This window comes from Brachyspira catarrhinii, assembly GCF_005518285.1.
Classification (GTDB): domain Bacteria; phylum Spirochaetota; class Brachyspiria; order Brachyspirales; family Brachyspiraceae; genus Brachyspira; species Brachyspira catarrhinii.
The window spans coordinates 1-1772 of record NZ_SJDU01000428.1 but is presented as its reverse complement, the minus strand read 5'-3'; the positions used below and the strand labels follow the sequence as shown (position 1 = coordinate 1772).

The 1772-nt window shown below is 25.8% G+C and carries 1 protein-coding gene and 1 pseudogene; both read left to right on the top strand.

Annotated elements, in window-relative coordinates:
* Nucleotides 1–115 precede the first annotated feature (115 nt).
* Nucleotides 116–1528 carry an MBOAT family O-acyltransferase gene (locus EZH24_RS11180; RefSeq protein WP_137999183.1) on the top strand — a complete coding sequence of 471 codons (1413 nt, stop codon included), beginning with the start codon at nucleotides 116–118 and terminating at the stop codon, nucleotides 1526–1528.
* A gap of 27 nt (nucleotides 1529–1555) precedes the next feature.
* Nucleotides 1556–1772 (top strand): annotated as a pseudogene (locus tag EZH24_RS11175) (DHHW family protein); the annotation flags it as partial.

Genomic DNA, 1772 nt, shown 5'->3' with positions numbered 1-1772 from the left:
TACTATACTATACTATACTATACTATACTATACTATACTATACTATACTATACTAATATTTTAAAATTTTTATTAGTCTTCCTTTCATTTAAATTAAATAAATCATGGAGTTATTATGCTGTTTAGCTCTATGATATTTCTTTGGCTTTTTCTTCCCGTAGTATTTTGTTCATACTATTTAATCGATAAAAGATTTAAAAATATTTTGCTTTTAGTCGCGAGCATAATTTTTTACGCTTGGGGAGGAGTTAGTTATACTTTAATAATGTTCTCTTCAATAATCGTCAATTATATATTCGCTCTATTGATAGAAAAAGCGATAAACGAAAATAATTTGAAAAATAAAAAAATATATTTGGCTTTATGCGTTATAATCAATTTGTCGATATTAGGATATTTCAAATATACTAATTTTATTATTTCAATTATCAATTCTTTATCTCAAGATAAAATAATCGAATTAAAAGATATTGTTTTGCCAATAGGAATATCTTTTTATACTTTTCAAGCTTTATCTTACGCAATTGATGTTTATAGAGAACATAATAAAGCTCAGAAAAATATATTCAATTTGGCTTTATATATTTCGTTTTTCCCTCAACTTATAGCGGGTCCAATTGTGAAATATCATGATATTGAAAATCAAATAATGAATAGAAACGAAAATTTAGAAAATATATCTTACGGCATTAAAAGATTTATTTACGGTTTATCGAAAAAAGTAATTCTTGCAAATATGTTCGCTTTATCTTGCGATGAAATATTGAAACAGCCAACGGACGAATTGGGAACGGCTTTGGCATGGATTTCCGCGATTTTATATACTCTTCAAATATATTATGATTTTTCGGGCTATTCGGATATGGCTATAGGTTTGGGCAAAATGTTCGGATTTACTTTTTTGGAAAATTTTAATTATCCTTATATTTCAAAATCTATAAAAGAATTTTGGAGAAGATGGCATATATCTTTATCGACTTGGTTTAAAGAATATTTATATATTCCTTTAGGCGGAAACAGAAAAGGAAAATTATTCACATATATAAATCTTTTAATCGTTTTCTTTGCGACAGGACTGTGGCATGGAGCGAGTTATAATTTTATTTTATGGGGATTATTTCACGGTTTCTTTTTGGTAATCGAAAGAATATTTTTAGGCAAATTATTGGAAAAGAATAAATTAAAGTTTATCAATCATATTTATGTAATATTTGTTTTTGTAATCGGCTGGGTTTTATTCAGAGCGAACGACTTAAAACATGCGTTTGAATTATACAAATTAATGTTTAGTTATAAAGAAAGCGTTTATACGGTTCGTTATTTCTTTTATCCTCAAACTTTCGTCTGTTTTATATTCGGCGTTTTATTTAGCGGATTGTTTCAAAGTTTATTTCCGAAAATTAAAGAAGCGACATTTTCAAGCAAAATTTATATAGTAGAAAGCGTGATTCAATTTATATTATTGTTTATTTGCATTATGTATTTAGTGAACGGCACTTATAATCCTTTTATTTATTTTAGATTTTAGATTTTAAATTTTAATCGAGGTTGATTTATGCGAAAAATAATTTATTTAAGTTTATCGATTTTTTTATTAACGACTTTAATTATTCTTCAAATATTGGGCGGAAGAGAGCGGGTAGGTTATTTAAGCGATTTTAAAATAATTGAAAAAAGCAAATCCAATTATATTTATGATTTCAGAATTAGATATTACGATAAAGTTTTTAGAAATAGCGATATTTACGGAGTTTATTTAATTACAAATAATT

Bases quoted from the DNA above. Each gene is read 5' to 3' on its own strand.
- EZH24_RS11180 (WP_137999183.1), top strand. From the start codon at position 116: ATGCTGTTTAGCTCTATGATATTTCTTTGGCTTTTTCTTCCCGTAGTA.